The organism is Bradyrhizobium sp. SRL28 (genome assembly GCF_018596315.1).
Taxonomy (GTDB): domain Bacteria; phylum Pseudomonadota; class Alphaproteobacteria; order Rhizobiales; family Xanthobacteraceae; genus Bradyrhizobium.
The window spans coordinates 159,608-185,767 of record NZ_JAHEAG010000003.1 but is presented as its reverse complement, the minus strand read 5'-3'; the positions used below and the strand labels follow the sequence as shown (position 1 = coordinate 185,767).

At 63.0% G+C, this 26,160-nt stretch carries 25 protein-coding genes; 11 read left to right on the top strand and 14 right to left on the bottom strand.

Annotation, left to right across the window (positions count from 1 at the left end):
* Positions 1-226: 226 nt before the first annotated feature.
* The 3 genes from KIP88_RS08735 to KIP88_RS08725 all read right to left on the bottom strand — a co-directional run bounded on the left by KIP88_RS08735 (position 227) and on the right by KIP88_RS08725 (position 4,501).
* Positions 227-1,795 (bottom strand): DUF4403 family protein, encoded by a 1,569-nt coding sequence (locus tag KIP88_RS08735; RefSeq protein ID WP_214487495.1) that lies wholly within the window; start codon positions 1,793-1,795, stop codon positions 227-229.
* A gap of 147 nt (positions 1,796-1,942) precedes the next feature.
* Positions 1,943-2,626 (bottom strand): L,D-transpeptidase, encoded by a 684-nt coding sequence (locus KIP88_RS08730; protein ID WP_214487494.1) that lies wholly within the window; start codon positions 2,624-2,626, stop codon positions 1,943-1,945.
* Between the two features lie 480 nt (positions 2,627-3,106).
* Positions 3,107-4,501, bottom strand: coding sequence for a TAXI family TRAP transporter solute-binding subunit (locus tag KIP88_RS08725; RefSeq protein ID WP_214487493.1), 1,395 nt, complete (start codon positions 4,499-4,501; stop codon positions 3,107-3,109).
* 131 nt (positions 4,502-4,632) lie between these two features.
* On the opposite strand from KIP88_RS08725, the gene KIP88_RS08720 reads away from it, so the two are divergent.
* The 3 genes from KIP88_RS08720 (at position 4,633) to KIP88_RS08710 (ending at position 7,167) form a co-directional block, all read left to right on the top strand.
* Entirely contained in the window at positions 4,633-5,688 is a 1,056-nt protein-coding gene (locus KIP88_RS08720; RefSeq protein WP_214487492.1) for a glycosyltransferase family 1 protein, read from the top strand.
* A 47-nt stretch (positions 5,689-5,735) separates the two neighbouring features.
* Entirely contained in the window at positions 5,736-6,425 is a 690-nt protein-coding gene (locus tag KIP88_RS08715; protein WP_214487491.1) for a class I SAM-dependent methyltransferase, read from the top strand.
* Positions 6,426-6,549: 124 nt separating this feature from the next.
* A complete protein-coding gene (locus KIP88_RS08710) occupies positions 6,550-7,167 on the top strand; it encodes a hypothetical protein (RefSeq protein WP_214487490.1) in 618 nt (205 codons plus the stop codon).
* A gap of 292 nt (positions 7,168-7,459) precedes the next feature.
* Here KIP88_RS08710 and KIP88_RS08705 read toward each other — a convergent pair whose 3' ends face one another.
* Positions 7,460-9,124, bottom strand: coding sequence for an aminotransferase class III-fold pyridoxal phosphate-dependent enzyme (locus KIP88_RS08705; RefSeq protein ID WP_214487489.1), 1,665 nt, complete (start codon positions 9,122-9,124; stop codon positions 7,460-7,462).
* Between the two features lie 34 nt (positions 9,125-9,158).
* Here KIP88_RS08705 and asd point away from each other — a divergent pair, with 34 nt between their 5' ends.
* Positions 9,159-10,028 (top strand): archaetidylserine decarboxylase, encoded by an 870-nt coding sequence (gene asd, locus KIP88_RS08700; protein WP_214487987.1) that lies wholly within the window; start codon positions 9,159-9,161, stop codon positions 10,026-10,028.
* Between the two features lie 80 nt (positions 10,029-10,108).
* Positions 10,109-10,864: an NUDIX hydrolase gene (locus tag KIP88_RS48480; RefSeq protein ID WP_214487488.1), complete on the top strand. Its 756-nt coding sequence runs from the start codon at positions 10,109-10,111 to the stop codon at positions 10,862-10,864.
* 13 nt (positions 10,865-10,877) lie between these two features.
* Here the strand turns inward: KIP88_RS48480 and KIP88_RS08690 are convergent, their stop codons facing one another.
* Together KIP88_RS08690 and KIP88_RS08685 are read right to left on the bottom strand one after the other, a co-directional pair.
* Entirely contained in the window at positions 10,878-12,341 is a 1,464-nt protein-coding gene (locus KIP88_RS08690) for a FecR domain-containing protein (protein WP_214487487.1), read from the bottom strand.
* A 165-nt stretch (positions 12,342-12,506) separates the two neighbouring features.
* The gene (locus KIP88_RS08685; protein ID WP_249790634.1) at positions 12,507-12,770 is read right to left on the bottom strand and encodes a hypothetical protein; all 264 of its coding nucleotides are present in this window, start codon (positions 12,768-12,770) and stop codon (positions 12,507-12,509) included.
* Positions 12,771-12,948: 178 nt separating this feature from the next.
* On the opposite strand from KIP88_RS08685, the gene KIP88_RS08680 reads away from it, so the two are divergent.
* From KIP88_RS08680 to KIP88_RS08670, 3 genes are all read left to right on the top strand, one after another.
* Positions 12,949-13,653 (top strand): DNA helicase, encoded by a 705-nt coding sequence (locus KIP88_RS08680; RefSeq protein ID WP_214487486.1) that lies wholly within the window; start codon positions 12,949-12,951, stop codon positions 13,651-13,653.
* A gap of 467 nt (positions 13,654-14,120) precedes the next feature.
* A complete protein-coding gene (locus tag KIP88_RS08675) occupies positions 14,121-14,540 on the top strand; it encodes a hypothetical protein (RefSeq protein WP_214487986.1) in 420 nt (139 codons plus the stop codon).
* Positions 14,541-14,702: 162 nt separating this feature from the next.
* Positions 14,703-15,125, top strand: coding sequence for a hypothetical protein (locus KIP88_RS08670; protein WP_214487485.1), 423 nt, complete (start codon positions 14,703-14,705; stop codon positions 15,123-15,125).
* An 81-nt stretch (positions 15,126-15,206) separates the two neighbouring features.
* On the opposite strand, the gene KIP88_RS08665 is transcribed toward KIP88_RS08670, so the two are convergent.
* Positions 15,207-15,953, bottom strand: a complete 747-nt coding sequence (locus KIP88_RS08665) for a DUF2147 domain-containing protein (protein WP_214487484.1) — start codon at positions 15,951-15,953, stop codon at positions 15,207-15,209.
* 199 nt (positions 15,954-16,152) lie between these two features.
* Here KIP88_RS08665 and KIP88_RS08660 point away from each other — a divergent pair, with 199 nt between their 5' ends.
* Positions 16,153-17,010, top strand: a complete 858-nt coding sequence (locus KIP88_RS08660; RefSeq protein ID WP_214487483.1) for a DUF2147 domain-containing protein — start codon at positions 16,153-16,155, stop codon at positions 17,008-17,010.
* A 50-nt stretch (positions 17,011-17,060) separates the two neighbouring features.
* On the opposite strand, the gene KIP88_RS08655 is transcribed toward KIP88_RS08660, so the two are convergent.
* Positions 17,061-17,723: a hypothetical protein gene (locus tag KIP88_RS08655; RefSeq protein ID WP_214487482.1), complete on the bottom strand. Its 663-nt coding sequence runs from the start codon at positions 17,721-17,723 to the stop codon at positions 17,061-17,063.
* A gap of 713 nt (positions 17,724-18,436) precedes the next feature.
* Between KIP88_RS08655 and KIP88_RS08650 the strand changes: the two genes are divergently transcribed.
* Positions 18,437-19,705 (top strand): extensin family protein, encoded by a 1,269-nt coding sequence (locus tag KIP88_RS08650; protein ID WP_214487481.1) that lies wholly within the window; start codon positions 18,437-18,439, stop codon positions 19,703-19,705.
* 240 nt (positions 19,706-19,945) lie between these two features.
* The gene (locus tag KIP88_RS08645) at positions 19,946-20,617 is read left to right on the top strand and encodes a hypothetical protein (RefSeq protein WP_249790633.1); all 672 of its coding nucleotides are present in this window, start codon (positions 19,946-19,948) and stop codon (positions 20,615-20,617) included.
* A 39-nt stretch (positions 20,618-20,656) separates the two neighbouring features.
* Here the strand turns inward: KIP88_RS08645 and KIP88_RS08640 are convergent, their stop codons facing one another.
* The 6 genes from KIP88_RS08640 to KIP88_RS08615 form a co-directional block, all read right to left on the bottom strand.
* Positions 20,657-21,580 carry a xanthine dehydrogenase family protein subunit M gene (locus tag KIP88_RS08640; protein WP_214487479.1) on the bottom strand — a complete coding sequence of 308 codons (924 nt, stop codon included), beginning with the start codon at positions 21,578-21,580 and terminating at the stop codon, positions 20,657-20,659.
* Positions 21,577-24,267: a molybdopterin-dependent oxidoreductase gene (locus KIP88_RS08635; protein WP_214487478.1), complete on the bottom strand. Its 2,691-nt coding sequence runs from the start codon at positions 24,265-24,267 to the stop codon at positions 21,577-21,579. Before KIP88_RS08635 ends, KIP88_RS08640 begins: the two co-directional genes overlap by 4 nt.
* On the bottom strand, positions 24,264-24,926 hold the full coding sequence (locus KIP88_RS08630) for a TetR/AcrR family transcriptional regulator (RefSeq protein WP_214487477.1): 663 nt from the start codon (positions 24,924-24,926) through the stop codon (positions 24,264-24,266). The genes KIP88_RS08635 and KIP88_RS08630 overlap by 4 nt, the downstream gene beginning before the upstream one ends.
* Before the next feature lie 82 nt (positions 24,927-25,008).
* Positions 25,009-25,359, bottom strand: coding sequence for a KTSC domain-containing protein (locus KIP88_RS08625; RefSeq protein WP_214487476.1), 351 nt, complete (start codon positions 25,357-25,359; stop codon positions 25,009-25,011).
* Between the two features lie 71 nt (positions 25,360-25,430).
* On the bottom strand, positions 25,431-25,685 hold the full coding sequence (locus KIP88_RS08620; protein ID WP_214487475.1) for a PilZ domain-containing protein: 255 nt from the start codon (positions 25,683-25,685) through the stop codon (positions 25,431-25,433).
* Between the two features lie 224 nt (positions 25,686-25,909).
* The gene (locus KIP88_RS08615) at positions 25,910-26,140 is read right to left on the bottom strand and encodes a hypothetical protein (protein ID WP_214487474.1); all 231 of its coding nucleotides are present in this window, start codon (positions 26,138-26,140) and stop codon (positions 25,910-25,912) included.
* Positions 26,141-26,160 lie beyond the last annotated feature (20 nt).

The window sequence follows — 26,160 nt, the reverse complement described above, 5'->3', positions numbered from 1 at the left end:
AAAGCGAAGCGTGCCCACCATCCATCAACGGATAGCAAACGTGAATGGTGGGCATGCCTGCGCTTTGCCCACCCTACGGACTCCAATCTTGAGCCGTCATTGCCTGCGGCAAACGCGAAGCTTTGCGCAGGGGAGCGAAGCGACGAAGCAACCCATCTGTCATTGCGGGGATAGATGGATTGCTTCGCTTCGCTCGCAATGACGGTGTGAGAGTGCGCTGCTCGGCTCACAACGCCGGCAGCGCGCTCACATAGACGTTGATCGCGCCTTCGGCTTCGGCGATCACGCGCAGCGTTTTGGAATCGAAGGCGATGTCGGCGAGCCGCAGCTTGCTGATCTCGGCCGAGACCCGCAGGCCGTCCTCGTTCTTCTGGAAGTCGGCGATCACGGCCGCAATCTTTTTCTGGGCGTTGCTTGCGAACGGCTTGAGGTCGACGGTCGCCTTCTCCGCCAGCGTCTTCTGCAGATGCGGGATGGCTGCGCGCGCCGCGGCGCCCAGCAGCCCGAAGGCGGCCTCCGACTCGACGGCGAGTTCGATATCGGTCAGCCGCAGCGTCTGCTCGGCCTGATCGAGCACCGGCCTTCCCCAGATGTGCACATTGGCCTCGCCGCCGAGCCCTAAGAAGCTCTTCTTTTCCTTGGCGCTCACCAGCAGCGAAATCAACAGGCGGTCGCCCGACGCTGCGACGCTGGCGCGCTTGACGGTGACGTCGACCGAACCGGAGCCATCTTCCGGAAAAGTCTTTCCGGCGAACTGCGCTTCCACGATTCTGTTGAGCTCGGTGAAGGGCATGTCGATAGGAACGGCGATCGCGACCCGTCCCGGCGTCGGCGGCACGATGGCGATCGTGGCGGGGAATGGGCAGGACGGCTTGGTCTCGGCCGGTGTGACGCGGGTCTCCGCCTCGATGCCGAGCGTCAGCGTGAGGTTCGAGGCGTCGACGCGCGGCTGCGCGGCAATCGCCCGTATGGGGCGCAATTCCAGCCACAGCGCCGGCATCGTCGAACCTGCGGTCGTGCCTTGCAGCGGGATCGAGCGGCAGGCCTTGGCCCATTGCACACGCGCGTTCTGTTCGAAGGCCGGATCGTTGCGCATGCGCGCCTGCACCAGCGCGATCTGCTCGGCGACATTTTTGTCGATCAATGGCTTCACCTGCGCGGGCACGTTGACGCGCGCGCCCGCCACGGTGAGGCTGGTGTCGCCGAGATTGACCTGGCCTGCGAGGTTGGGCTCGATGCGCCAGTTCGCGGCGATCTTCGGCCGCGCCGATATGACGACGTTGCCCTTGATCTCGGCGCTGGCGTTGAGGTTCTTGATGTTCACGCTGCCGATTTGTTTCGCGACGTTGCCGCCGAGCAGGCCGCCGAGGGCGTCGCCGACCGCACCCGTCGCCTTTGCCGACAGCGAGCCGGTTACGTTCAGTGTGCCCGTCAGCGGTGTCGCCAGCGACAGCACATCCTGCGCGCCGGTAGCGCTGATCGGCCCGCGCGCGGCGGTCCAGCCGATATCGGCATTCTGCAGGATCTGCGAGATCGGATTGTCGGCCTTGCCGGCGAAGTTACGCGGCGCGCCGCGATCGGCGGCGTCGCGGATCGCCGACAGCGCAACCGCAATCGGCGCCATCACGGTGGATGCGCGCGGCGCCGGCGGCAGCGGCGGCAATTGGGCGAGCGCGGGCGGCCGGTTCGTAGCGCGCGGCGCGACGAAGTCCATCAGCTTCAGGCTGACGGCAAACGAAACGACGAGGACCGCGAGCGCGATCGTAATCGTCTTGAGACGCATCGGCAGACGCATCGTCCCCCCGGACCCCATTTAAACGCCCCGCAATATTTTACAGGGGCGGCGAGGGGGACGCCACTACACATTGTCGCGACATCAGGACAATACACAACGGCCCCGGCGAATGCCGGGGCCGCTTTCATATTAAGAAACACTAATGGCTTAGCGGATGGTTCGACCGAGATCGGCGCGGCGATCCGTCATCGGCAGCACGATCACCTTGGTGCCGACGTTGACTCGCGAATAGAGGTCGCTGACGTCTTGGTTGGTGAGGCGGAGGCAGCCCGAGGAAACGCGGGTGCCGATCGTCTCCGGCGCGTTGGTGCCGTGAATGCGATAGATGGTGCCGCCGAGATACATCGCGCGGGCGCCGAGCGGGTTACCCGGGCCGCCGGCCATGTGGCGCGGCAGATAGGGCTGGCGGGCGATCATTTCCGGGGGCGGGGTCCAGGCCGGCCATTCGGCCTTGCGGGTGATCGTCTGCGTGCCGGACCAGGTGAAGCCGTCGCGGCCGATGCCGATGCCGTAGCGCATCGCCTGGCCGTTGCCGAGCACGAGGTAGAGATAGGTATTCGGGGTATCGATGATGATCGTGCCCGGCGCCTCGCGGGTGTAGTAGTTCACGACCTGGCGGCGCAGGCGCGCCGGTATCTCGACCGTCCGGTCTTCTTCATCGCGGGGCACAGCCTGCACCGGCGGCGGGGCTGCTTCGATCTGCGGCAGGAAAAACGGAAACAGCGGCAGCGGAGCCGCGGCGGCAGGTGCGGAAAATGCGGTTGCGCCGATCGCCAGCGCACCAAAAGCGGCGGCAGCAAAGCGGGTGGTCAGGCTAAATGAATGAAACATTGGTCGCCCCTGTTTTAAATTTTTGTCGCGCCGTTCTCGGCGCGTCGTTGGGAAACCTGTACCGGTGAACCGTTTCAGGACATTTGCACGAAATCGCCAAAATGGTTTCGTGGCGTTAGGGAATTGTTTCATTAAGGTTTCGTTGACGGACCCGGCTGGACCGGTTCCCTCTCCCTTGTGGGAGAAGCTCAGCATAGGCGGCCGTCGGCCGCCGTACTTACAAGAGGACGCCGATGCTTGGCATCGGCTATGGCCGCGTAGCGGCGGCGAGACGGGTGAGGGGTTCTCTCCGCGGAGACAGACCCCTTATCCGTCGCGGACTGCGCATAGCCGACGCCAAGCATCGGCGTTCTTGAAGAACGGCGGCCGAAGGCCGCCTATGGCCACCTTCTCCCACAAGGGAGAAGGAAGAAGCGCTCTGGCTGCGCCGGATCAGGCAAGTGAGTTGAACGAGAGAAAAGCCGGCCGATCCAATCAGGCCTAGCCGGCGCGCATTCGCGGCATGCCGGCTTCGCCGGCGCTGAGCACGGTGCGGCGGTCGGCGACTGCGTGATGGAATTGCTCGAGCGCGAGCCCGATCACCGACAGGTCGCCGTCCTCGACTGCGCCGTCGTCATAGCAATCGAGCGCGTGACGCAATATGCCGTCGGCTGTGTTCTGCATCTCTGCCAGCTCTTCCGGCGTTTCCGCCTTGCGTACCCTGGAAATCAGGTCGAGCAGTTCATCGCGATGGCCGACATACACCTCGCGTTCGTCTCTGTTCCAGTAGTGCTTGAACCAGGCGCCGACCGATCCCAACCCCGAGATGATCAGGACTGCGAACCAGATGTAGTCGGTGTATTTTTCGAGGAACGTTCGCTCGTTGCCGTCGATATAGGCGGCCGCTCCCGCATGCGCCGGCAACGCGGCGTCCTTGTCGGTGTCAGGCTTTTCGATCTGCGAGGCGGTCGGCAATTCGCGCGCGAGCTGCTGGCGGTTGGTGAAGAGCTGGCGGGCGAAGGCGGCGACGGCCGTTTCCGACAACGACTTCGGCGCGATGATCAGGTGGTTGACGGCAACCGTATCGACCTTGTCTTCCGGCCGCTGCGGCGAGGAGCCGAAGATGCTGGCGGGAATTTCCTCGGATTCGTAGATCGGGTTCTTTTTCGCGATCGCGTCCGCAACGTCGACCGACAGGAATTTCGGCTCGCCGCGCGCGGTCGCCGTCGCCGCGATCGCGTCCACGGTGATCTTGCTCTTGAGCGGGCCGACCGCCATGAAGGCGTCAATCGTCTGGTCACGCGCCATTTCGCCGATCTTGTCGGTGGCGAACTGGCTGATCGTGACCTTGTCGGGATTGATACCGGACTCTTTCAGAATACTGCGCAGCAACGTGACATTGGCCTGCGTCCGCCCGATCACGCCGACGCGGTGGCCGGCGAGTTCGTCGAGACTCTTGATCTTGGGTGTCGGCTGCTTCTTCGAGCCTTTGGCGGGAAGGCCGGAAGGCGCCCACAGCACGACGACGTTCTTGCGCAGGATGGCGACCGACTCGGCATTTTCAGGCAGGTTCAGGTCGCCGCGCGCCACCGCGAGATCGGCCTTGCCGGCGGTGAACAACGCGATGCTCTCCGCCGCCCCTTCCGTCGTTAGCAACGACAGCCGCACCGAGCTGCCCTCGCGCGCAAACGTCTGCGCCATCAACTGGACCAGTTTCTGGTCTTCGCTGCCGGCGGGCCCGACCGCAATCCGCAGCGTGGTCGGCCGCAGCGCGTAGTACAGCGTGCCGGCGGCGACGCCGAATGCGAGCAAGCCGGCGGCAAGGATCAGAAGCGCGTAGCTCCTCCGCTGTCGCCGCCGTCGGGATCGCGCTGGTTCGTTGTTTGGGTCTGACATCATTCTGTCACGTTACCTGAAAAGCGTGGAGATGGGTTTAAAAAACAACCTTACAGAACGATGACGTCATACGCTTGAAATATCCATGTCCCAACGTCGGATTTGAGAATCATTAATCTCGGGTCCGGGACATGAAGATACTGATTGCGACCGATGCGTGGCATCCGCAGGTGAACGGCGTGGTCCGCACCCTGACGTCGCTGGCGAAGAGCGCCGCCGCGCTCGGCGCCGATATCAGCTTCCTCACTCCCGACGGCTTTCCCTCGATGCCCTTGCCGACCTATCCTGGCTTACGCATTGCGCTGCCGAACCGGCGCGAGGTCGCGCGGCGGATTGGAGAGGCCGCGCCGGATGCCATCCACATCGCGACCGAAGGGCCGATCGGCTGGGCGGTGCGCGCCTATTGCCGCCGCCGCAAGCTTGCGTTCACCACGTCCTATACGACGCGCTTTCCCGAATATGTCGCCGTCCGCACCGGACTCCCGCTCAGCGTGGGCTATGCGGTGATGCGGCACTTTCATGCCGCATCTTCCACAGTCATGGTCGCGACCGATTCGCTGCGGCAGGAACTCGGCGCGCGCGGTTTTCGGAAACTCGGCTTCTGGACGCGTGGCGTCGATACCGAACTGTTCAACCCGTATACATCCGCAGCGCTCGATCTGCCGCGGCCGATCTTCATGACGATGGGCCGCGTCGCGGTGGAAAAGAACCTCGAAGCGTTCTTGTCGCTCGACCTGCCGGGATCGAAAGTGGTCGTCGGCGACGGACCGCAGAAGGTGCAGCTCGCGAAGCAATATCCTGATGCGATCTTCCTCGGCGAGAAGAAGGGTGCGGACCTGACCGCGCATCTCGCCGCCGCCGACGTCTTCGTGTTTCCGAGCCTCACAGATACGTTCGGTGTCGTGCAGCTCGAAGCGCTGGCCTGCGGCACGCCGGTCGCGGCATTTCCGGTCACCGGGCCGAAGGATGTCATTGCCGATCATCCGATCGGCGCGATCGATACCGATCTGCGCAGCGCGTGCCTGCGCGCGCTGACGATGTCGCGCGAGGCTTGCCGGAATTTTGCGCTTTCGCGTTCCTGGGAAAACAGTGCGCGGCAGTTCATCGGCAACCTGACGGCGCTGCAGCCGAGCCGTGCGTTGCGGCCGGTGCGCCGGGCGCCCGCTACGAGCGCTGTGCAGAGCTAAGACCATCAAACCAGTCATACGCGTAAGACGAGAAGGCAGAACCAACCATGGCAGACATCATCAAGCTTGACAGTAGCAGGACCCTCGATTTCGACCGCGAAACGGTCGAGCAGGCCTATGATCGCTGGGCGCCGGTTTACGACCTCGTGTTCGGGGGCGTGTTCTCCAAGGGCCGCAAGGCGGCGATCCAGGCCACTAACAAGATCGGCGGCCGCGTGCTCGAAGTCGGCGTCGGCACCGGCATTTCGCTGCCGCTATACGCGCCGCATCTGCGCATCTTCGGCACCGACATTTCGGAGCTAATGTTGGAGAAGGCGAAGAAGCGCGTCGACGAGCTCGGCCTGAAGAATGTCGAGGGCCTTGCGGTGATGGACGCCGAAAACCTCGAATTCCCCGACGATTCGTTCGATGTCGTGATGGCGCAATATGTCGTCACCGCGGTGCCGAACCCTGAAAAGGCGCTCGACGAATTCGCCCGCGTGCTGCGGCCGGGCGGCGAACTCATCATCCTGACCCGCGTCAGCGCCGATGCCGGCATGCGCCGTTTCATCGAGCAGCGGCTTCAGCCGGTGGTCCGTCCGCTCGGCTTCCGCACCGCCGAGTTCGCCTGGTCGCGCTATGCGCAATGGCTGGCCGGCGCGCGCGGCATCGAACTGGCGGAACGCCGCCTGGTGCCGCCGCTCGGCCATTTCTCCCTGGTGCGGTTTCGCAAGGTCGACGTGGCAGCGGCCGCCTAGTGCGCGGCCGTTGAGGATTGCGTCATCGCGTCGCTGCAAGCCGTCACATGTCAACATGATGATGTCACATGCCGGACATCGAATCTCGGTAAACACAAGCCCGAAAAGAATTTGGGGGTAGAGAATGATCAAGAACTTCCTGCAGGAACTGCGAACCCAGCGCTGGGACGACCATCGCTACTATCACCACAGCCGCATCAACCAGTCGCTGCACTTCGTCAGCGCGGCGAGCTTCCTGTTCGCCTATGCGATGCTGTTCTTCGATCCCGTGGTGTCGGCGCTGGTCGGCTGGCTTGTGTCGATGACCACCCGTCAGGCCGGGCACTTCTTCTTCGAACCGCGCGGCTATGACCACGTCAATCACGCGACCCATGAGCACAAGGAAGAGATCAAGGTCGGCTACAATCTGCAGCGCAAGGTCGTGCTGATGACGATCTGGGCGCTGTCGCCGGTGGTGCTGTTTTTCAGTCCGACACTGTTCGGACTGGTCGAGCCCTGGACAACGAACGCCGACTTCATGCGGCAGGTTGCCAAGGTCTGGCTGGCGGTCGGCATCGGCGGTCTGTTGTTCCGCACCGTCCATCTGTTCTTCATCCGCGATGTCGAGACCGGTCTGGTCTGGATGACGAAAATCCTCACCGACCCCTTCAGCGACCTCAAGCTGTACTACAAGGCGCCGTGGGCTCTCATGAAGGGCGAGCTGATCGATCCGGGTCTCGAGAAGCACGTCAAGCACGCGTGAGTGCTCGGCGTCATCCTGAAAGCCGCACTGAAACCGTCATGCCCGGGCTTGTCCCGGGCATCCTCGTTCTTAAGCGCGCCAGCAACGAGTGATGTCGAGAACAAGAAAGACGTGGATGGCCGTGTCAAGCCCGGCCATGACGAGAGAGACAATCGGTGCGCGAGGATCGCGCTGTCCGTCATTGCGAGCGAAGCGAAGCAATCCATCTTTCTCCGCGGGGATAGACGGATTGCTTCGTCGCTTCGCTCCCTTGCGCAAACGCTTCGCGTTTGTCGCAGGCAATGACGAGCTCTCAGCGCCCCAACTTCTTGGCAAACATCTCTTTCAAAATCTGCCGCTTGATATTCTTGTTGGTCAGCGAAGCGTCATGCCACCACCAGCCATCGCGCTTCATCTTCTCGGTCGCCGCGACAAATCGATCGGCGACTTCGCTGAAATCCGCGTCCGTGTAGTTGAGGCTGAAGATCAGCCGGCCGGTTCCGACCCAGCTCAGCGCCAGCCCTTCGGCGCGGAGATAATATTGAAGCATCCAGTTGTAACGAGACGGTTCGGTATATTGCACCATCCAGATCGAGGAGAGATTGCTGACGCGGACGGGCAGATCGTTCGCCGCCAGCCGCGCGTTCAATGCCTCGGCGCGGCCGTTCCAGGTCTCGTCGAGTCCCTGATAGACGGCGTTGAAATTCGGGCTGGCGAGGCGGCTGAGGAATTCATCCATCGCCGTCAGCACGTAAGGGTGCGAATTGAAGGTGCCGCGGGCGAAGCAGATGTCGGCGGGGCGGTCGTCGCGAAAACGCCGCATCAAGTCTTTGCGGCCGCAGACCACGCCGACGGGGAGACCGCCGGCGAGGCTCTTGCCGTAAGTCACCATGTCGGCGCGGACGCCGAAATATTCCTGCGCGCCGCCGGCGGCGAGGCGGAAGCCGACGAAGATTTCATCGAAGATCAAAACGATGCCGCGTTCGGTGCAGACCTCGCGCAGCTTCTTCAGCCATTCGGTGTAAGCCGCACGGTCGAACGCGGCCTTGCGCGAACTGTCGACGAGCGCGGAATCGCCGGGCGCGTTGGCGTTCGGATGCAGCGCCTGCAGCGGATTGACCAGAACGCAGGCGATGTCCTTGCGCGTGCGCAGCACATGCAGCGTCCGCTCCGACATGTCGGCGAGCGTGTAGGTCTCGTGCGGCGACACCGGATTGCCGATGCCGGGCTGCACGTCGCCCCACCAGCCGTGATAGGCGCCGGCGAAACGAACCAGATGCGAGCGCCTGGTGTGGTAGCGCGCCAGCCGCACCGCCTGCATGACTGCTTCGGTGCCGGACATGTGGAAGGAGACTTCGTCGAGTCCGGAGATTTCGCACAACCGGCGGACGTTGTCGGTGATGACGGGATGATAGGGGCCGAGCACGGGCCCAAGCGCATGGGCGCGCTTTTCGGCTTCCGTGATGCACTCCTTGTAAAAATCGTTGCCAAAGATGTTGACGCCGTAGGAGCCGGTCAGGTCGTAGAACACATTGCCGTCGACATCGGTGACGGTGACGCCGGCGGACGACTGCATGAACGCGCCGGTGCCGAGATTTTCGCGAACGAGCCGGCTGTACTGGAACGGCACCCGGTAGCTTTCGGTGAACTGCAGGTCCGAGATGTGTGCAGCCGCTTCGGCCGTCATCTTCCGTCCCTTGGCGTAGCGCTCCTCATAGAGGCAGGCGAGCCGGAAGAAGGCATCCTGGCGCTGCATGGCGATTTCGGCGGGCGCGCCGTCGGAACGGAAGAAGCCGTCAATATCGAACTCGTAATGCGGCATCAGCCGCGCGACCATTTTGGACATTTTGGAATGTCCTGATAGCGAGCGGTGCTTGGCGCGCGACAGCGCCAGCCGCGCCTGCAATTTGGGGAAGACTGCCGCGGCGCTAGCGACCGCAGCGGCGGACAGGGAAAGAATCGGAAGGGACGAATCCATGCCTGAAGCGCTAGCCAATCCTGCTGACAGATTGATGACAATAAGGGGCCTGATCGCCCGCTTCACACAACAGGAGGACCTGAATTTCCTGCTGACCAACCGCATCCCGCGGGCGGCGCTGACGCGCTTCATGGGCTGGTTCAGCAAGATCGAGAACCCTTTTGTGCGCGATGCCTCGATCGCCTGCTGGCGGCTGTTTTCCGATCTCGATCTGTCGGAAGCCAAGAAGACCGAGTTCAAGAGCCTGCACGATTGTTTTACGCGCGAATTGCGGCCCGGCCTGCGCCCCGCTGATCCCGATCCATCCGTCGTGGCCAGCCCCTCCGACGGCATCATCGGAGCGCACGGCCGGATCGCCGATACCGAGCTGTTCCAGATCAAGGGCGCGCCTTACTCGCTGCTCGATCTGCTCGGCGATCCCGCGCTGGTGGAGCAGCACCGCAACGGCCGCTTCCTCACGCTGCGGCTGACGTCGAGCATGTATCATCGCTTCCACGCGCCCTATGACGCCACGATCAAGAGGGTGACGTTCATCCATGGCGATGTCTGGAACGTCAATCCGATCGCGCTGAAGCGGGTGGAGCGTTTGTTCTGCAAGAACGAGCGCGCGGTGCTGCGCACGCGGCTTTCGACCGGCGAGGCGCTGACGCTGGTGCCGGTCGCCGCCATTCTTGTCGCCAGCATCCGCCTGCATTTCCTCGATGTCACGCTCAACGCGCAGAGCAGGGGACCGGTGGACTTCGCCTGCTTTGCGCGGGTCAAGAAAGGCGACGAACTCGGCTGGTTCGAGCACGGCTCGACCATCATCGTGCTGGCGCCGGAGAGTTTCGAATTCGCCGACGGTGTCGTGGAGGGAGCACGCATTCGCGCCGGCGAACCGTTGTTGCGGAAACCGCAGGTTTAGGCTCGATTCTCCGCGCCCATCCCTCTATATGCTCGCGTTCGCACTGGATTCGCTAGGTGCGATAACGCGGGAAGAGAGAGATGGCGCGATCGCCCGTTCTGGCGGCGGGAGGCATTGTATTGCGGCCGGGGCAAACGCCGCTGGTCGCCGTGGTGCGCCTGCGCAAGCGCAACGAATGGGTTTTGCCCAAGGGCAAGCTCGACGACGGCGAGACGCCGCGTGCTGCTGCCGAGCGCGAGGTGGTGGAAGAAACCGGGCACGATGTCGCCGTGCACGAGTTTCTGGGCACGCTGGTCTATGAATCCCGCGGCGGTTCCAAGGTCGTGCACTACTGGCGGATGGAAGCGCGCGGTGGCGCGGTTCATGAACTGATGCGTGACGTGAAGGCCGTGGACTGGCTGCCGCTCGCGGACGCCGTCGACCGGCTCTCGCGCGATTATGAGCGCGCTTTTCTTGAAAATGTCGGCCCGATTGCACTCTCCGCAGCCGCGCATGCAGCGACCACCCGGAGAGCGCGCGCCAAACAGCCGCCGGAGAAGCGCCGGACACGGCGGCCGGACGTGACGGCGCCGCCTGCGGCCACTCCCGCGCCTGCTCCGTCCCTGCCTGATCTGCCCTCGCCGGAAGTTGCGCAGCATGACGATGTGACTGTCGTGATCGATGCGACTGCCGGTACGTCCGTTGATCAAGCCGTTGATGAAGCGCAGCCGGCCGGCCCGCCATCATTTGCGCTGGAGATAGAGCCGGTGGCCGTCGACACGGTGGAGAGTCGACCGCGACAGCAGCCGCGAAGCTTCATACAGAAGCTGCGCGACTGGCTGCGGCGCGATACCTGACTCCATCTTCCGACTACCGCTGCTCCTTCGGCGGCGGCTTGCCGCGTTGCGGCGCGGGCGCAGGCCGCCTCGGCGCGGCGGGCAGTCCCGGACGTTGTACGGCGGGCGCACCCTGGATGCCGGGCGCGCGCTGCAGTCCGGGCGTGCCAAACCTGTTCGGCAGTTCCGGCCGTACCAGCGGCGCGGCGGGCTGCGCATAGGGCTGTTGCGATTGGCCTGCGCGTGGCGGCAGGCCGGGCTGCGGTGGCAGATCGGTTCGCGGCGGTTGTCCCGCGCGCGGCGGCAGTCCGGGTTGATTGGGCGAGCCCGGTTGCTGTTGTCCCTGGCGGTTCGGCGCGCCTGGCTGTTGCTGCTGACCGGGCCGGTTCAATTGACCCGGCTGTTGCGGCTGTCCGGGACGATTGAGCTGGCCGGGCTGCTGCTGTCCCTGGCGGTTCGGCACGGCCGGCAGTGGCGGCTGACCGGGTTGTCCCGGCAGACCGTTCTGGCGCGGCTGGCCGGGACGGTTCAACTGACCCGGCTGCTGTTGTCCGGGCCTGACCTGTCCGGGCAGACCATTCTGCCGCTGCCCGCCAGGTTGAAGCTGCCGGATCGGGCGGTTCGGATTGACGAAGCTGGGGTTGGCGCGGCGGAATTCGCGCTGCTGGAACACGACCTGGCGGCCGAAATTCTGCGTCGAGTGAAGCTGACGCACAAAGCCCTGATCGCGCAGCATCACCGCTTGCGGAATCACCAGCGGCACCGCGGCGAAACGCGCGCCGCCCGCGCCCGCGCGGATGGTGAAGCCGCTCGCGCCTTGCGTGAGAAAGCCGAGCCGTGCGCCGGCGCGGTCGTTGACCTCGATCCGGCCGACGCGCCCGTCGGCATCGGGATAGAGCTTGACCGCGACGTTGTTCGGATTGTTGGCGGCGGCACCTTCCGGAACTTCGACGAGGCCGGTGGTGCCGCGAATGCCGAGCGTCGCCGTCGGCGTCGTGATCTTCATGTCGCCGGTTTTTGCCACCGAGGCTGCAACGAATGCAGCGGTACCCTTGGCGACGTCGAAGATCGCCGCGTTGCTCTTGCCGCCGTCCTCATAGACGTAATTGTCGATGGTGATTTTTGTGTTGGCCTTGAGATTGAAGGTGGTGTTGTCGATGAAGGTGATGCCGAGCGCGGAATTCGCTCCAGTCTGCACGACGTCGTTGAGATAGATGTCGTCCTTGACCTTGAGCGGCGTGGTTTTGTCGTTGCGGATCACGCTGGCGCTGCCGACCACGGTCGCGACGTTGCCGATCGGCTCCTCGGGCGCGTCCGCAGCGGTCGCGTCAGGCGTGGCGGGATCGGGCGCCGCCGTCGCCGGTGCGGCGGGCTGCGAAGGCTCGGTCTGTGCCTGCGCCAGTTGCGTCAGGCCGGACGCAGCTTCGGAAGCATTCGTCGTGCCGATCGTCGCGCTACAGGCCAACAGCAGTAGCGCGAAGGAAAGCTGGCGCGACATCGGGGATTTCCGTTCACGGGGAAGGCAGAAGGCGGGGCTCTGATTTCAGCGCTGTCAGGCTGAATGCGGGATGAACGCCGCGCTTGTTGTCACGGGAGGCGAAACGAGAAAGCGCCACGTCCGGGATACCGGGACATGGCGCTGTGACCTTAATAAGGAAAATGCTCAGCCGCGCTTGTGCGGAGTCAGGTTGAGTAGCTTGGAGGGTCTTGCCGAGGGCTCGTAGTTCGCGGGCGTGGCGGCTGGCGGCGCGTAATGAAAGACGGCCTTGCAGCCGTCGCTAAGCTGCGCGCGCTTCTGGACCATGCAGGCGGTGACGCGCTCGACATCGGGGATCTCCGAAGAGCAAAGCCGCATCGCATCGCGGGAGTCCCCCGCATGGCTGCCGGGTATCGAGCCGTTTCCACTACTTTCCGCCGCGTCGCCCAAGGTTGGCAATGTCCCTGCGGCAGGGATCGGCTATAATCTGATTCTGGCGCGGCCCATGCCTCCCCCCTCCGTCGGGAAAGCATCATTCATGCGGGGCCATTGCGATCATCGAACCAACTGTTCGAGCACCAAGCATAAGGAGGGGTTGTGATCATTGCTCGTACCAGGAGGTTCTCCGATGAAGCTGTCTGCGCCCCTTTACCACTTGAAGCGTAAGGCCAAACTTCTATCCCGTGCAGAAAATATCCCGCTGCACGAGGCGCTCGACCGCGTTGCCAGGCAAGAGGGCTTTGGCGCCTGGAGCTTGCTCGCGGCCAAAGCGACCGCGGCCGCGCCCGCCGAAAAACTGTTTGCGCGGCTGGCTCCCGGCGACCTCGTGCTGGTGGGTGCGCGCCCGGGCCAGGGCAAAACCCTGATGAGCCTCGAACTCGCCGTGCAAGCCATGAAGTCCGGCAGTCGAGGCGTGTTCTTCACGCTGGAGTATACGGAGAAGGACATGCTGGATCGTTTCCGCGCCATCGGCGTGGCGCGGGAGGATTTTGCAGGCCTGTTTGAATTCGACAGCTCCGACGAAATAAGTTCGGATTACATCGTCAAGCGGCTGGCCACCGCGTCTCGCGGCACCCTGGTGGTCGTAGACTATCTGCAACTGCTCGACCAGAAGCGTGAAAATCCGGAATTGATGGTTCAGGTTCGGGCGCTGCAATCGTTCGCACGCGATCGCGGGCTGATCTTCGTCTTTATCTCCCAGATCGATCGCTCGTACGATTCGTTGAAGAAGCCATGCCCCGATCTGGAAGATGTCAGATTGCCCAATCCACTGGATCTGAGCCTCTTCACCAAGACATGTTTCCTGAACAACGGTGAGGTTCAGTTCCGGTAATCAGCATTCTGGGCGTTGGTGGTTTGACGAGGCGATCCGGGCATGGATCGCCTCGCGGGGTACCTGACAATCTCAGTCGCCGCGTTTTTACACAGTCTGGATCCGCAACGGACTAGGTGGAAATTTCGGTTGAGAACATTGGTCCTCGTCAGCCAGGTAACAAGCCCGCAAATGGCCTGAGATTTGCCGTCCGTATCGCTTGCTCGGGGAAACCTTAGCGTCGCGCAATGCAGGAATCGCGGCGCCAGATGATGCGGCTCGCGCGGGGTGCCCGGACGGGTCGCGGGCGAAACCTCTCACGGGATATTGGACCGTGGTCCAATATCGAACCCGACGGATGCTCTGCTACTGTCGCAAAAATGCGGTGGATTTTATGGATCCAAACGCAGCGGCGCAGCTGAGCGTGGCGGAGCGTTACGTGGAGAGATGGGACCAGACATTGGGAGGGCATTATGAAAATTCACCGGATGGCTCAAGTCGCTTTCGTCGCCCTATTGCTGCTCATGGGTTTTACAAGGGTATGCTTCGCTGAAACCGGCACGGTGAGTGTCGTATTTACCAAGGGCGGTTTTATCGTCGATGTCGGCGGCGGCCAGGGTGTACTAACCTTTCGTGGCAAGAGGTATCCTTTCACGGTTTCGGGCATGAGCTTGGGCCTTCAGATCGGCGCCTCCACCAGCAAGTTCGTAGGCAGAGCACTGAACTTGCGGCGCCCCGGCGATCTCGCAGGCAGCTATGCCGTCGCCGGCGCAGGCGGTGCGATCGCCGCTGGAGCTGGGGGCGTGCAGTTGCAGAACGCCAACGGCGTTATCCTGCAGCTCAGTGGTGCCCGGATCGGTGCTGAGGTGTCGGCTGCGGTGGGCGGGGTGACCATCACAATGCAGTAAGAAGCAGGTCTCCGACTGGAGTCCGAACCTCTGCAAACGTGCTGTGGCGGCCTGGAACATTCGGCGGCGCCGAGTTTTTGGCTGCTGCGTCCGGCAAATCATTGCATCACGCTTGGGTGCTGCAATGATGAAGTGAACCAAATCGACGAAAGAGAAGCGTCAATGAAAAGCGCTGCCATTAGAAATGGCCTATTCGCACTTGCTGGCATTGTTGCGGTGTTCAGCAGCGGTGCGCTGGCGCAGACACCACCAGTCGCGCCCACCGGCTCGGCAGTACTGGCATTTGACGTACTAGTTGGCAGGTGGGTGCGAACCGAAGGCCCATATGTAATCAACATCAGTACTGTTGATGAAAACGGCAAGCTTGCCGCGAGTTATGCCAATCCGAGGCCGCTACCTTTTCACACCGCAGAAGTTACGCGCGACGGAAACGCGCTCAAGCTATTCTTTGAATTACGCGCTGGCGGGTACGGCGGCTCAACTTACACACTCAAATATGATGCCGCGAGCGACAGTTTGAGAGGCGTCTACGACCAAGTTGTCGTAAAGCAAAAGTTCGACGTGGTTTTTAATCGTACCAAGTGATGGTACCCGGCGCAGTTTGACGAGGCGCATAAAGAAGGCCCTGTGGCGAACCACAGGGCCTCAAGTCTCGGGGAGAAACAATCAGCTCACGCGCTTCCAGGTCTGGCCGCCGCAGAACATGCCGCCGAAGGCGCAGCCCTGGACCTTGAGCGTGCTGGCGCCCTTCAGCGCGATCGTCGAGTCGTAATTGCGGCCGCTGTCGGGATCATGGATTCGGCCGGCCCACTTGCTGCCCTGCGGCTTCATGTTGATCAGGATCCTTGCACCGGTGTTGACGGAATAGCCGCACAGATTGGCGCCGCATTCTTCGATGCGAACGTTGCCCTTGTTCTCTTCCGTCGACCAGATGCCGATCGGCGAGTTCGGATCGGACGCGGCTGCCGCGGCCACCGGAGCCGGCTGCGGCGCGGGCGCAGGTGCGGCGGCGACCGGCGCGGGCGGCGGAGGCGGAGCGGGTGGCGCAGCTTCGGTTCGCGCCGGTGTTGCGGCCGCAACGGTTGTTTGAGCGGGCGCGGGCGCAGTCGCGGCGGGAGCGGGGGGCTGCGGCGCGGTGGCTTGGACCGGAGCCGAAGCGGGAGCCGCCGGTGCCGCCGGCGCGGTCACCACGACGTCATCGTCGTCCTTGCGCTTGGAGCCCATGCCCTTGAGGTCGACATTGCCGAGCGTGCCGTTATAGCCGGGCGAGATGACCTTGACGCAGGAAATGGCGTTGCAGTTGCGCGGCGCTTCAACACGAATGCGCTCGCCGTTGATCTGAAAGCTAATTCCGCCGGCATGCGCCGAGGTGGTGGCCATCAACAATGCGGTGAGGATGTAGAGCTTCTTCATGACAGGCTCCTGAGCGGCTTGCGAGCGCGTGGGCGGTGAGCTTGAGGTGAACTTGGGCGGACCCTATGCGGCGGCGAGGGCACGTTCTGTGATGTACGTCACAAGACGCCCGGCAGCGCGGCGCGGCTCGGTGATTCAAATCACATCCAGTCGAGGTTCCCCGCGACTAGTTTTCTCGCATCACCTGCGGGAGGCTTCGATGAAACGATTTTGTTTTCTCGCCGTGCTGATGGCGCTCAGTTCTTCAGCCTATGCCGGCGGGTCGATTTCATTCAGCGTCGGCGGCCACCGGGTGCACATCGAATCTTCCCGGCATTGCCGTTCGGTCTCGTGTACCTCGATGTCGATCTCCAAAGGCCTCGAGTCGCGCCGCAAGCGTGACCGCCAAGACGACGATCGCGACGCGGCAGTTCCGGCAAGGCCTGTGCCATCAGCGCCACAAACGATTTCGCCGCCCGCACCGCCAGCGACCACGGCGCCGGCCAAGACCATCGTCACTGCGCCGCCGCCGGCCGTCTACGCGACGGCCGCATCGAGAAGCCATATCGTCGCTGCGCCTCCGCCAGCTCCGCCGCCCGCACCGCGGCCGGTTCAAGAGGTTTCGATTCCAGCGCCGCCGGCTCCGCCTGTCGAAAAACCGGTCGAGACCGCACAGCCTGCGCCGCAGGTCGAGCACGTCTCGCATCAGGCCGAGGAAGAGCGGTCGGATTCTCCGATCGGCGATTGGCAGACCGAAGGCAAGGGAACGGTGCGGATCGCCAAGTGCGGCAATGCGCTGTGCGGCTATGTGATTGGTTCATCGTCGAACGAGAAGGGCGAAGCGATCCTGATCAACATGAAGCCGAAGACGGAAAGGCAATGGACCGGCGGCGTCTACAGCCAGGACAGCGGCGAGACGTATTACGGCACGATGTCGATGAAGGGGATCAACACGCTTCGCGTCGAAGCCTGCGCGCTCGGCCGCTTCTACTGCTCCGGCAACAACTGGAGCCGCATCACGCGCCGGGCTGACGGCCTGGTGACGTCGCGGCAGACGCTATCCGAGCCGCGCTCGTAGCGCCTTCACAAGTGCCTATGAAGAGTTGGTCGAAGCGTTTTTTGATCGAGCTAGCTTTTTTCCTTGACCATCTCGCCCTTGGCAAAAGTAACGGGGTTGGTTTTATCTCTGGCGTCTATGTTTAGTTTCACTACCCTCGATTTTTTGTCCTCTGCGGAAATGACCGCTATCAATATCCATCCAGTCGGAGAGGATGGCGGACTTCCTAAAGCAAAACGGTCTTTGTTTTCAGGTGACCCGATATTGAAACTTAATGCATCCGCTGCATCGCGTTGCTCAAAAGCCTTGATTCGCTTGTCCTCAATGGTCACCGAACCTTTGAACATACCGAGAATTTTTGACGATACGATACGGCCAATTACAAAGAACGCTCCGTTGCCGTGTTTTATATCTACCGTGTTTGCGGATGAATCTTTGATCTCAGCCGCGAATGGGGCTTCGTAACCTCTGTATTCTACCTGCACCTTCCGTAGCGTCTTGCCATCGTCTGATAAATTGGCGACGACGAGATAGAAAGTATTTTCGTACAGATTCGTCTCACGCCCGTCAGGTGTCTTTACTGAATGAGCCTCACGGTAGATGTTTGGGTCAACGTAAAAAGTCCCGACTTCGATCACTGAAGTTTTTGGCGACCCTTCTCCAGCGGCAATGATTGAAAGCCCAAAAACTCCGATCACGATCGCACAACAAACGATAAATATTCCTGACGCCATGCGTTCCCGCCTTTCGCCTCCCCTTAAGTACGGCCATCCAAACCAAAGCAACCCGAGGCACACCAGTATAACTGCGGCTACGTACATCTGATTAGCAGAGACACCTGGCAGACAATTCTCAGGGAGTGCGGGGGCAAGTTTCCTAGGCCACTTACAAAAGTTCAAAATGGCATCGTCGGGTCCGACCTGCATCATGGTCGGAACTCCGATACCCAATGCGGCCGGAAGCAGTCGCCAAAATCCCATCTAGATTGCCCCTAGCAACACACTACACCGTTGGCAGTCCATACCACGCGCGGAGCAGGGCTCCCCACCCTCGGATCACGTCCTAGACCATTCTTCGCTCGAAAACGCTATGTGCACTCACGAAAACGCCCGGTGACATCGTCACCGGGCGTTCAGGTCCATCTCTGGACGGGAAGTCTAGATCACGCCGAGCACAATCGCGGCGACGAAAGCGAATGCAACATACGCGGTTACAATGCTCAGTCTGCTGACGAGAGGACTTACGAAATCCATTGGGGGTAGCTCCCTAGGTTCACGTCGTGCCCGCACATAACACCTAAGGCTAACAAAGCGTTCCCGGCCTAAAAAGTCAGCGTTGCTGTCCATCCCCTTCTCTCCACAGGCGGCAGCCCCAAGAAACATGGTAAAAAATTCGTAAAATCAATATGTTGAAGAGTCTTTAAATAAATTCGTTGAACGTGCGGGGGATGACGCACGGAGTTCGTTTGTATCTCGTCGGCTCCCTCGTCCTCGTCTCGCTAGCGGGTTGTGGCCGCGGATTTTTTCAGTCCGCCGAGCGCGAACCATGGCGTGCCGAGGCCGAAATCGCTTGCCTGAAGTCCGGCGCGGTCAAGGAGAGCGCGGAACTGGTCCGGATCGACCCGATCTCCGGTCCCGGCGTGTGCGGCGCGGAATATCCGCTGAAAGTGGCGGCGCTCGGCGAAAACATCACCAGCTTCGGATTTGCCGACGAAAGCCTGCGGCCGCCCGGAAATATCGGCAATCAGCCGCGCTGGCCGATCACGCGCGCGCCGGCGGCGGCTCCGCCCCAAGGGAATTATCAAGGAAATTATCAGGGAAGCTATTCCGGAAACAATTCGGGAGGCTATCCGAATCCGGCGCCGCGGCAGCCGACCTATGCCGCGCCGTCGAACGGCCCGATCTCGCTGTCCGCACCGGGCATCGCCACCCAGGAGGATGACGTCGATCTGCCGCCCGAAGGCACACCGGCATCGCGCGACGGCGGCTATAGAGCCGCTCCGTCCTATCCTTATACGGCGCCTTCCTCTGCGCCGTATCCGCAGCCATCCTATTCGCCACCGCCGGCAGCACCGGCTGCGCCGCGGCTCGGGCCCGCGCAGGGCAATTCCGTCAGCGCCTTCGGGCAGGTTTCGATGAAGCCCGCGGCAACGCTGGCATGCCCGATCGTCTCGGCGCTCGACCGCTGGCTCAGCGATTCCGTGCAGCCGGCGGCGATGCGCTGGTTCGGCGTCCGCGTCGTCGAGATCAAGCAGATCTCGGCGTATTCCTGCCGCGGCATGAACGGCAATCCGCACGCGCATATTTCCGAGCATGCGTTCGGCAACGCGCTCGACATCGCGGTCTTCACGCTCGCCGATGGCCGCCGCATCACGGTGAAGGGCGGCTGGCGCGGCATGCCGGAAGAGCAGGGCTTTCTGCGCGACGTGCAGGCGACCGCCTGCCAGCAGTTCAACACCGTGCTGGCGCCGGGCTCCAACTCCCACCACGAGGATCACATCCACGTCGACCTGATGCGCCGTTCCTCCCGCCGCACCATCTGTCAGCCGGCTGCCGTGTCGGGCGACCAGGTCGCCGCGCGCGCCGGCCAACGTAATCCCTACGCGTCACGCGATTCCTATTCGACGGGATCGCTCGGCAGCAAAAGGTCCGTGTCGCGCTGGTTCAGGGGCAACAGCAAGGTCAACGAGGAAGACGAGTTCGAGGATCATCATTAGAGCGATCCCGACTTTGTAGGGCGGATCGGCCAAAGGCATAATCCGCCGACCACAATCACATCGATATCAGAACTCCGTCTATCCCCCACGAGTGGAAAAGTCCTGCCGCTGTCGGCAAGATTTTCCGGCACGCTGCCCTTGTCGAGAACGAGGACGCCAGCCTTATCAATCATTTCCGCGTTGGCATGGTGATTGCTTCCACTCTGAATTCTTGAGGAAGGTGTATCCATGATTACGAGTATGGCCAATGCCGGGAGCTATTTGCGTCCCGCACAAGCGTACCCATCGCGGACGACATTGACGCCGGCAGATGCGTTGCCTGTGGCCGGTGCAGATGCAGGCGCGGCAGCAGGAAATGCGAAGCCGGGAATTCCAGTTTCAGCCGTCAAGGCTCTCGACATCTCCGGACTGAAGGCCGTCTCAATCAAGGACAACCCCGAGCTTCGCGACCGGATGGCGGCGAGTTGGCTAACGAAGAAAGCCGCTGACGCACGCGCCGTCACTGACGTGCCCGATAATGCGCCGCAAAATATCTATGCAACCGTCAAGGTCGACGGCAAGGTCGTTGCGACCCTCTATAACGGCGGCTCTTCGGTGATGACGAACGATGCCGCAGGAAAGGTCGGGGACCTGCAAGACCCTCCCGGCCTAAAAGGCGGCCCCGATCTGGCGCAATCGCGTGCGGAGCGTATCGCGAAGGCCATCGGCGGCACAGTCGAGAAGGCACCCACTGCGATCACGCAGTCCGAATGGAAGCCACGTGAGACTACCTCGACAGACTATACCCGCGCGCAATTGGATGCGGCCTTCGACGCAATGGTGGCCGAACAACAAAAGGCCATCGCGCCGAGGTCTGCGGGCTATTCAACCCAGCGCGAATCCTCCGGCGGTTATACAGACTTCAATGCCTGAGGCTTCTCCAATCCGCCGTTAATGAGTGCACGCCCCAAATTATCCCGCCAGCCGCTCCAGCAGATCCTGCACCACGCCTTTCAGCAGATCGAGCTTGTATCCCGTCATCGGCAGCGGCTTTGCACCTGATGTCGCTCGTTCTGCGGCAACGGCAATCGCTGCTGCATGGGCCCGCTTGCCCTGCAATGCCGCTTCCGCGGCAGCGAGACGTAGCGGCACCGGGGCGATGCCGCCGGCGGCGAGGCGGACGAACTGGAATGCACCGTCCTTGATCACGGCGCGGGCGCAGACCTCGACCAGCGGCCATTCGGCATGGGTGCGGCTGATCGCGCGCTTGTAAAGCGCGCGCTCGCCTTGCAGCGGCGAAGCAAGTGTGACGCTCTTGATCATCTCGCCCGGCTGCAGCGCGTTGTCGGCGCTGCCGTTGGAGCCGTCGCCGAGGAGGTCGCCGATCCTCAGCGAGCCCCTGCGGTCGGTGGTTACTTTCGCTTCATAGGCAAGCAGCGCCGCCGCCATCGTCGAGGGATGCGGCGCCACGCAGGGGCCGAGGTCGAAGGCGACGTGATAGAGATGATTGCCGGACCGTGCGGGACAGTCCGACCCGCCTTTCTTCAGGCAGGCAATATGCGGATTTCGATAATACCAGCAGCGCGAACGCTGCGCGAGATTGCCGCCGAGGGTCGCGAGGTGGCGGATCTGCGGCGTCGCCAGACCTTGCGCGGATGCCGCGATGCCCGGATACGCCGCGGCAAGGCGCGCGTCAGCGGCGATGGCGGCAATGGTGGTGAAGGCGCCGATGCGCAAGCTGCCGTCGGCGTCCCAGTGCATCCCGATCGTGTCGGGGGCGGCTGATATATCGATCAGAGGTCCCGTCGAGACGCCGCTGCGCCGTCTCTCGCTGAGGTCGGTGCCGGCGGCGCGGAATTCGCCTGCTTGCGTGGCGGTCATGGCTGATGGTGTCATGCGGCAGCCCTCCCTTTGAGCGCGGCGACGAGACGGTCGGGACGGATCGGCAGTTCGGTCAGCCGAACGCCGGTGGCGTTGAGAATCGCGTTGGCAACCGCCGGCGACGTTGGCACGGTTGCGACCTCGCCGATGCCGACGCTGCCGCCGAGCACGTGATCGAATCCGCCTTCGTCGAAATGCACATCGATGAGAGGCATGTCCGCGATTCCGGGAATGCGATAGTCCTCCATGCCGCCGCTGAGCACATCGCCGGTGCGGGAATCGACTTCGCGTGCTTCATAGAGCGCGTAGCCAATGCCCTGAATGACAGCGCCGGCCGCCTGGCTGTGCGCCAGCGCGGGCGCTGCGATTTTGCCGACCGCAATGCCGGTGTGAACGTTGACGACGCGCACATGGCCGAGCCAGGTATCGACTTCGACCTCGAGGACCTGCACCGAGCTCGGCACGCCCGCGCCGATCGCAAGATTGGAGAAGCGCCGCATCATCCAGCCGAAGATCCAGCCCAGGAAGCCGACCTGCCTGAGCGGCGACTCAATTCCCGGCGCCATCTGCCTGGAGTCTTCCGGGCGGACGCTGGAAGCGGAGAGGTCGGGCGATGCCGCGAGCATTTCGCGCCATGGCGCGTTGGAGCCGGGGACCGGTTGCCGCTTTGCGTTTTGCTGGATCGCGGTTTTCAACTGCTCGATTGCCAGCAGCGTCGGGGGAATCACCGAAGCGGTGACGCGGCTGCCGCCCGAGCCCGGCCCTTCCGGCAGTTTCGAATCGCCGATCCTGACTTCGATCTCATGCGGCTCCAGCCCGAACTCGCGCGCGACCGTATTGGCAATCACGGTGCGGGTGCCGGTGCCGATATCCTGCGTCGCGGTGCTGGCAACGATGCGTCCGCCCTTGACCGCCACTTCGACCTTCGAGCCCGGTTGCCACAGATAGAGCCAGTAGCCGGTGGCGACACCGACGCCGCGGCGAAAACGGCCGCTCTGCGCGGCGATCGGTTTCCGGTTGCGCCAGGCTTCCAGGCCTGAGGCCCAATCGTACAGCCGTTGCCGGTTGGGATCAGGATCCCAGCGTTTGCGCAGCGCGATCGGATCGACGTTCATGCGCAGCGCCGCTTCGTCGATCGCCTGTTCCAGTGCAAACGCCATCGGCGGCCCGCCGGGTCCGCGGAAGGGAGCGCCGGCCGGCAAATTGCTGATGACGTCGAAATCGGCCAGTTCCTTGCCTTCTGCGGGATAGATCAGGCGGGCGAGTGCTGCGATGGTCGAATTGGTCGCAGCTCCCGTGTCGGCATAAGCGGTGAGCGAAAGTGCTTTCAGTTCGCCTTGCTCGGACGGCAGCAATGCAATTTTCATCTCCGTCGCCGGCCGATAGCCGGTCACCGAAAGCTCCTCGTGCCGGTCGTAGGCTACTCTGACCGGCGCCTTCGCCTCGCGCGCCAGTTCGATCGCAGTGGTGGTCTCCACGCCAAGCGCAGCCTTCGAACCAAAACCGCCGCCGACATGGTCGGCAATCACGCGCACCTTGTCGCGGCCGAGCTTGTAGCGTTTGGCGATCAGCTCCATCACATGAAACACTGCCTGCGTCGAAACATGCACGGTGAGCCGGTCGCCGTCGAAACGCGCGACCGCGGCATGCGGTTCGAGGCAGGCATGCTGTTGCGTGCCGGTGCGGAAGATGCCTTCCACCAGCAGCGGATTGTTCGCCGCGCGCGCGGCGTCGACCCAGCTCCGCACCTTCTTCGGCTTCTTGGAGAACGCCGCCGACGGTCCGCGGACATTGCCTTTCCAGGAGGCCGGCGCGCCGCCGCCCTCGGAGACGTTGCCGGCCTTCTTGCGCGCGGATTTTTCGAACACCACCGGCGCATCGGCCCTGCGCGCTTCGTCGAGCCCGATCGCCGACGGCAGGCGTTCGCTGCCGAGCTTGATGGCGGCGATCGCGGCCAGCGCGGTCTTGCGATCCGTGGCCGCAACGGCTGCAATGGGTTCGCCGACATAGCGCACGATGCGATCGTCGCCGAGCAGCGAGATCGCAGCATTCACGCCCGGCATCGCGCGCGCCGGTGTCAGATCGAGTTCACTGATACGCGCATGCGCGAACGGCGAGCGCAGGATCACGCCTTCGAGCTGGCCGTCATGATGGATGTCGACGGTATACTTCGCCGATCCCGTCACCTTGTCGCGGGCTTCCAGGCGCGGCGGCAGGATATCGTTGCCGTCGAAGCGGCCGGCGCAGGCATCCGCCACGGCGCGGAAGATGCCGTCATAGGCACCGCAGCGGCAGAGATGGCCCGACAGCGCCGCGCCGATTTCCTCGCGCGACGGCACGGCCGTTCCCTTTGCCGCGCGCCAGGAATCGTGAAACGCCGCGGCCTCGACGATGAAGCCCGGCGTGCAGAAGCCGCATTGCAGGGCGTCGTGCGCCATGAAGGCCTTCTGCACCGGGTGCAGCCTGGCCGCGCCGATGCCTTCGACCGTGGTCACGTTCGTGTTCGCGGCTGATCGAGCCGGCATCAGGCAGCTCACGGCGGGCTCGCCATTGACCAGCACCGTGCAGGCGCCGCAGACGCCGGCCCCGCAGACCAGCTTGGTGCCGGTGAGATCGAGCGCGTCGCGCACGACGTCGACCAGCAGCGCATCGGGATCGTCGGGGAGGGGAGCGAGCTTGCCGTTGATCGTCATCGTGCTCATCTGCGATCTCCAGATTTGCGGGAAATGGATTTCTTGGCTGGTTTCGGTTTGACCGCACGCGGCTTCGCTTCCGGGCGCTCGGCGCCCGCGACCAGCGTGCGCAGCATGATTTCCAGATCTTTCAGGAAAGCATCGGCCGGCTGCATCGCGGGGTAGGCGGATTTCGTGCCGTTGACCGCCATCTCGACGCAGCGTGCAAGATCGCGCGGCGTCATGCCGGCATTGAGAACGAGGCCCTGCTTGCGGCAGACGCGCGCAATCGTCGCGGCAAGCTGCTCCGCATAGGCTGTTGCGTATTTCTGGTAGAGGTCGCGCGCCTGCAGGAGATGTTCGGAGAACAGTTCCTCGACATGGGGCGAGCCGTCGAGCGAAGCGGCCAGTTGGCCGAGTTTCGCGCTGACCGACGCGACCAGAATATCAGCGAGGCTGCCGCCTTGCTTCTCCGCGGCGCCGGCCGCCGCGATCTCGGCGGCGAGCGCGTCCTCATGCAGCCGTTCGATGACGGCGCGGAACAGCGCTTCCTTGGACTTGAAGTGATGGTAGAGCGCCTGCCGCGTCAGGCCGGCGGCCTCCGCCGCCTGCTCGATCGACGAGCGTCGGAAACCGTGCCGGCGGAACACCAGCATCGCGGCATCGAGAATTCGGGTACGCGGGCCCATTTGACGATTTTGACAAAAACATAAGAAATGTCAAATAACGAGATTGCGAACAGGGACCGGTGCCGCGACGGTAGGCCTGATGTCACTGATAGGACGGCGCTTTATGTGTGCGGCAGTCGTATGGCCCGTTTTCGTCGGAGCCTGTCGCCTTGATGTTCACATTAAAATACTGGCCCATCGAAGGTGCGTTCAGGAGCGCATCGCGCGCAGCCTTCGGCAGTTCGCAATAATGGTCGTAGACGCCGTTGCGCTGGACGAGCATGTACTGGTTCGCGTCGTCGTAACATACGCGCGCGATGATGCTGCTCCGGGTAACGTCCTGGCAGGTGAAGGCCCTGAGGTCGACCGGGCCCCGGTCCCTGACATCAACGGTTTCCGTTTCCTGCAAGGGGGCGGTGAAGAGTAAGGCGAGGATGAAGGCGAGACGGGTCATGGCGTTTTGCACCGGCAAGGCCGCAGGTAATCTGCGCCTTCAGCGAGGAGCCAGCAAGCGCGCCCGTCAGACTACACGAACTTGATCCCGATCACGTCGCCCTTTTTCCAGGCGACCTTGCAGGCCCTGCCGGGCGATGTCCGGTCGAACTTCAGTTGAAACTGCGGCTTGACGAATTGCGGGTCATCGACCCTCAACCGCGCGCCGCCTTCCGAGATGTCGATGACGATGCACTGGCGCGCCGCGAAGCCGCCATCGATCGTCATCCATGCGGACTGGTTGGTGCGCCGGCGGGCGGGCCGGGACTTTTTGCTAAGTGGCGACATGAAGCGTACCTCCCGGCCATCAAAGGCAGATGGCGCGATGCTTGTTGCGGGCAGGACAATTTGACTGACCGGCCCCGCCACGTGCGGAGTGACAAGCGCGCGCGTGGAGAGAATGGCTCATATTCGCCGGGCGTCGGCCGGAGAGCATCCGCAAGGTAACCGAAGCCCTAACGACCGGCATCGCATTGCGCTCAAATCGCGGCCGCTTCTTCAAGACGAAAGCACTACGAAAGGAGCAGGCCGGGGGCGCTGAGGGTGTTGGGGACGTTGATGACCGAGGGCATCACGAGACAGAAGACCGCGCCGACCAAGCGGCTGTTGGCGTTCTGATGCGCGCGCCGTTCGACATCGACATGATCGGGCAGAGCCTGCGCAAATCCACCGTGTTCAAGCAGTTTCCCAGGATGCAAACCGGCTGGTACGAGACGGTTGCCGGAGCGGGACGCGGCGCGCATCCGATCTCGGCGTCCGCTAC

Bases quoted from the DNA above. Each gene is read 5' to 3' on its own strand.
- KIP88_RS08675 (WP_214487986.1), top strand. From the start codon at position 14,121: ATGGCTCAAGTCGCTTTCGTCGCCCTATTGCTGCTCATGGGTTTTACA.
- KIP88_RS08650 (WP_214487481.1), top strand. From the start codon at position 18,437: ATGACGCACGGAGTTCGTTTGTATCTCGTCGGCTCCCTCGTCCTCGTC.
- KIP88_RS08690 (WP_214487487.1), bottom strand. From the start codon at position 12,341: ATGTCGCGCCAGCTTTCCTTCGCGCTACTGCTGTTGGCCTGTAGCGCG.
- KIP88_RS08720 (WP_214487492.1), top strand. From the start codon at position 4,633: ATGAAGATACTGATTGCGACCGATGCGTGGCATCCGCAGGTGAACGGC.
- KIP88_RS08730 (WP_214487494.1), bottom strand. From the start codon at position 2,626: ATGTTTCATTCATTTAGCCTGACCACCCGCTTTGCTGCCGCCGCTTTT.
- KIP88_RS08635 (WP_214487478.1), bottom strand. From the start codon at position 24,267: ATGAGCACGATGACGATCAACGGCAAGCTCGCTCCCCTCCCCGACGAT.
- KIP88_RS08655 (WP_214487482.1), bottom strand. From the start codon at position 17,723: ATGGCGTCAGGAATATTTATCGTTTGTTGTGCGATCGTGATCGGAGTT.
- KIP88_RS08615 (WP_214487474.1), bottom strand. From the start codon at position 26,140: ATGCGCGCCGCGTCCCGCTCCGGCAACCGTCTCGTACCAGCCGGTTTG.
- KIP88_RS08670 (WP_214487485.1), top strand. From the start codon at position 14,703: ATGAAAAGCGCTGCCATTAGAAATGGCCTATTCGCACTTGCTGGCATT.
- KIP88_RS08680 (WP_214487486.1), top strand. From the start codon at position 12,949: ATGAAGCTGTCTGCGCCCCTTTACCACTTGAAGCGTAAGGCCAAACTT.
- KIP88_RS08625 (WP_214487476.1), bottom strand. From the start codon at position 25,359: ATGACCCGTCTCGCCTTCATCCTCGCCTTACTCTTCACCGCCCCCTTG.
- KIP88_RS48480 (WP_214487488.1), top strand. From the start codon at position 10,109: ATGGCGCGATCGCCCGTTCTGGCGGCGGGAGGCATTGTATTGCGGCCG.
- KIP88_RS08645 (WP_249790633.1), top strand. From the start codon at position 19,946: ATGGCCAATGCCGGGAGCTATTTGCGTCCCGCACAAGCGTACCCATCG.
- KIP88_RS08715 (WP_214487491.1), top strand. From the start codon at position 5,736: ATGGCAGACATCATCAAGCTTGACAGTAGCAGGACCCTCGATTTCGAC.
- KIP88_RS08620 (WP_214487475.1), bottom strand. From the start codon at position 25,685: ATGTCGCCACTTAGCAAAAAGTCCCGGCCCGCCCGCCGGCGCACCAAC.
- KIP88_RS08705 (WP_214487489.1), bottom strand. From the start codon at position 9,124: ATGGATTCGTCCCTTCCGATTCTTTCCCTGTCCGCCGCTGCGGTCGCT.
- KIP88_RS08725 (WP_214487493.1), bottom strand. From the start codon at position 4,501: ATGTCAGACCCAAACAACGAACCAGCGCGATCCCGACGGCGGCGACAG.
- KIP88_RS08735 (WP_214487495.1), bottom strand. From the start codon at position 1,795: ATGCGTCTGCCGATGCGTCTCAAGACGATTACGATCGCGCTCGCGGTC.
- KIP88_RS08710 (WP_214487490.1), top strand. From the start codon at position 6,550: ATGATCAAGAACTTCCTGCAGGAACTGCGAACCCAGCGCTGGGACGAC.
- asd (WP_214487987.1), top strand. From the start codon at position 9,159: ATGACAATAAGGGGCCTGATCGCCCGCTTCACACAACAGGAGGACCTG.
- KIP88_RS08640 (WP_214487479.1), bottom strand. From the start codon at position 21,580: ATGACACCATCAGCCATGACCGCCACGCAAGCAGGCGAATTCCGCGCC.
- KIP88_RS08665 (WP_214487484.1), bottom strand. From the start codon at position 15,953: ATGAAGAAGCTCTACATCCTCACCGCATTGTTGATGGCCACCACCTCG.
- KIP88_RS08630 (WP_214487477.1), bottom strand. From the start codon at position 24,926: ATGGGCCCGCGTACCCGAATTCTCGATGCCGCGATGCTGGTGTTCCGC.
- KIP88_RS08660 (WP_214487483.1), top strand. From the start codon at position 16,153: ATGAAACGATTTTGTTTTCTCGCCGTGCTGATGGCGCTCAGTTCTTCA.